The organism is Actinotalea sp. (assembly GCF_041597215.1).
GTDB lineage: Bacteria > Actinomycetota > Actinomycetes > Actinomycetales > Cellulomonadaceae > Actinotalea.
In genome coordinates this window covers 1-3,277 of sequence record NZ_JBFHHB010000302.1, presented here as the reverse complement: position 1 = coordinate 3,277, position 3,277 = coordinate 1, and the positions used below count along the sequence as shown (strand labels likewise).

The window sequence follows — 3,277 nt, the reverse complement described above, 5'->3', positions numbered from 1 at the left end:
GTGCGCCGGATCACGGGCCCCGGTCCGGTCGGGTGTGCAGGCCGGCCGTCCGGTCGAGCCCTGCGCGGCCTCGTGCCGCTGGCTCTGCTCCTCCCGCTGGTGCTGAGCGCTTGTGCCGGAGCCGGGACCGCCACCCCCACGGGGGCGCCGGCGACGAACGGTCAGGTGGGTCCCGGGCAGACGGCGTCCACCGGCACGGCGACGGCGTCCGATCAGCGCTTCCCCGAGATCCTCGCGGTGGAGCTGCGGCCGACCACCGACGGCTACGACGTCGTCGTGACGATCTCCTCGCCGTACGACACCCCGGACCGCTATGCCGACGGCTGGCGGGTGCTCGCTCCTGACGGCACGACGCTGGGGGAGCACGAGCTGGGCCACGACCACGCGGACGAGCAGCCCTTCACCCGCACGCAGCGCTCCGTGTCCATCCCGGACGAGGTCACCCAGGTCACCGTCGAGGGCCGCGATCTCCTGCACGGCTACGGAGGGGGCACCGTCACCGTCGCCGTCCCCTGACCTTCCCGGCGAGGGAGCACGCAGCCCATACTGGGCACGACGACCGGAAGGGGCGACGTGGCCACGATCGCGGTGCACGAGTTCATCTCGGCAGACGGGGTCTTCGAGGACCCTCGATGGACCTTCGATCACGGATTCGACCCGGAGATGGGCGAGGACCTCGCAGCGATCACCAGCGCCGCGCGCGCGATCCTGCTCGGTCGGGTGACCTACGAGATGTTCGCCCCCGCCTGGTCGACCCGCACCGCCGAGGACGACCCGGGCGCCCCGTTCTTCAACGACACCCCGAAGTACGTCGTCGCCTCCCGGACGCCCTCGGTCACCTGGGGGCCGTCGACGGTCCTCGACGGCTACGACCCCGCGGCGATCCGGCGACTCACCGAGGAGCTCGACGGGGTCATCTACGTCTCGGGCAGCGGGACCCTCGTCAGGGCGCTGCTCGCCGACGGTCTCGTCGACGACCTGCACCTCTTCGTGTACCCGGTCGTGCTGGGCAGCGGGGCTCGGCTCCTGGCGGAGGGCACTCCGCGGATCCCCCTGCGCCTGAAGGAGGTGGACCGGTACGACAACGGCGTCGTCCACCTGGACTACGGCCCGGGCTGAGCACGTGAACCCAATACCCGGACAAGTCCGGACGACGAGAACGGGCCAGGAGCACCCCGGTCGTCAGATTCGTGCGTCACAGTGGTCCAGGCGGCTTCGACTCACCGCTCGACGTCGCGCGCAGTCGGGTCGGAACGCAGGAGCGACTGGATCGTGGCGGCCGTCCGCAGGGGGGACGGCCGCCGGGATCCGCTCCTGGAGCTTCGGCTCGGCCGGCGACGGTGGCCGGGACCGGCGGGGTGGGCACTGCGCAGCGCGAGGCATCCTCGTCCCCGACAGCGACGGAGCGCGCCGATGATCAGTCACGTCGTGCGGACCCATCCGAGCACCGACGCGCTCGCGCCACGCGACCAGCTCGCTTGGCAGCTCGCCCTCGTCGCCACGGACCCGGTGAGGCCACAGGACGACGTCGCCGCGATGGTCGTCAACCGGGTCATCGACAACGCGGCCGTCGCGACGGCCGCGCTCACCAGGGCGCCCGTCGCCGCGGCCCGTGCGCAGGCCCTGGCTCACCCCTACCTGCCCGGAGCGACCGTGCTGGGGTGCGGGGCCGAGGTGCGGGTCGGTCCCGAGTGGGCGGCCTGGGCCAATGCCGTAGCGGTGCGCGAGCTCGACTTCCACGACACCTTCCTCGCCGCCGAGTACTCCCACCCGGGGGACACCGTCGCCCCGATCCTCGCGGTGGCGCAGCACCTCGCGCAGCGCCCCGGACGGGCGGAGCTCACGGGGGCCGACCTCGTGCGGGGCATCGTGACGGCCTACGAGGTGCAGGTGGACCTGGCGCGGTCGATCAGCCTGCACCGGCACAGCATCGACCACGTCGCCCACCTCGGCCCCGCCGTCGCTGCCGGGCTCGGCTCGCTCCTCGGCCTCGAGACCGGAACGGTCTTCCACGCGATCGGCCAGGCCTTGCACACGACGACCGCCACCAGGCAGTCCCGCAAGGGCGAGATCTCCACCTGGAAGGCCTACGCCCCCGCCTTCGCCGGCAAGGTGGCGATCGAGGCCGTGGACCGCGCCATGCGGGGACAGACCTCGCCGACGCCGATCTACGAGGGCGAGGACGGGGTCATCGCCCACCTGCTCGACGGGCCGAGCGCCCGGTACCTCGTCCTGCTCCCGGGCCCCGGCGAGCCTCGACGCGCGATCATGGACACCTACACCAAGGAGCACTCGGCGGAGTACCAGGCACAGGCGCTGATCGACCTCGCACGCCGGCTGCACCGTGAGCGACCGGAGCTCGGTGACCCGCAGCACGTGCGCGCGATCGTCCTGCACACGAGCCACCACACCCACCGGGTCATCGGGTCCGGTGCGAACGACCCCGAGAAGTACAGCCCGACCGCCTCACGCGAGACCCTCGACCACTCGATCCCGTACATCCTCGCCGTCGCGCTCCAGGACGGGAGGTGGCACCACGAGGACTCGTACACGCCGTGGCGCGCCTCGCGTCCCGAGACCGTCGCCCTCTGGCAGCGGATCACCACCCGGGAGGACCCGGAGTGGACGCGGCGCTACCACGCGAGCGACCCGGCGGAGCAGGCGTTCGGCGGCCGGCTCGAGTTCACCCTGAGCGACGGCAGCACCGTGGTCGAGGAGATCGCCGTGGCCGATGCGCACCCCCGGGGGGCGCGGCCCTTCGGCCGTGAGCAGTACGTGCAGAAGTTCCGCACCCTGGCCGACGGCGTCCTGGAGGACGAGGAGGTCGAGAGGTTCCTCGAGGTGGCACAGCGCCTCCCCGACCTTCACCCGGGCGAGCTCGGCGAGCTCACCGTCCGGGCGCCCGCCGACCTGCTGGCAGCCGTCGACACCCCCGAGGGGATCTTCTGATGCTCTACGCACCCACCACGGCGGCCGAGAAGCGGATCGGGTTGCGCGCAGCGCTGGCGAGCGGTCGGGTGCTGCGCTTCCCCGGGGCGTTCAACCCGCTCTCGGCGCGGCTCATCCAGGACACGGGCATGGAGGGCGTGTACGTCTCGGGCGCGGTGGTGGCCGCCGACCTCGGGCTTCCCGACATCGGACTCACCACGCAGACGGAGGTGGCCGACCGAGCACGCCAGATCGCGCGGATGACCGACCTGCCGACGCTGGTCGACGCCGACACGGGCTTCGGCGAGCCGATGAACGTCGCCCGCACCGTGCAGGCGCTGGAGGAGGC

4 protein-coding genes are annotated in these 3,277 nt (G+C 72.6%); all 4 read left to right on the top strand.

Translation table 11 applies throughout. The features are described 5' to 3' along the window. Positions 1-516, top strand: a 516-nt coding sequence (locus ABWK99_RS15030) for a hypothetical protein (protein ID WP_372595505.1), incomplete at its 5' end; no start/stop codon positions are given. Between the two features lie 57 nt (positions 517-573). Continuing rightward, on the top strand, positions 574-1,119 hold the full coding sequence (locus ABWK99_RS15025; protein WP_372595504.1) for a dihydrofolate reductase family protein: 546 nt from the start codon (positions 574-576) through the stop codon (positions 1,117-1,119). 294 nt (positions 1,120-1,413) lie between these two features. After that, a complete protein-coding gene (locus ABWK99_RS15020) occupies positions 1,414-2,949 on the top strand; it encodes an MmgE/PrpD family protein (protein WP_372595503.1) in 1,536 nt (511 codons plus the stop codon). Continuing rightward, positions 2,949-3,277, top strand: a 329-nt coding sequence (locus tag ABWK99_RS15015; protein WP_372595502.1) for an isocitrate lyase/phosphoenolpyruvate mutase family protein, incomplete at its 3' end; no start/stop codon positions are given. The genes ABWK99_RS15020 and ABWK99_RS15015, both read left to right, overlap by 1 nt.

What these genes read in the sequence shown, in the direction of transcription:
- ABWK99_RS15020 (WP_372595503.1), top strand. Translation starts at nt 1,414, where the DNA reads ATGATCAGTCACGTCGTGCGGACCCATCCGAGCACCGACGCGCTCGCG.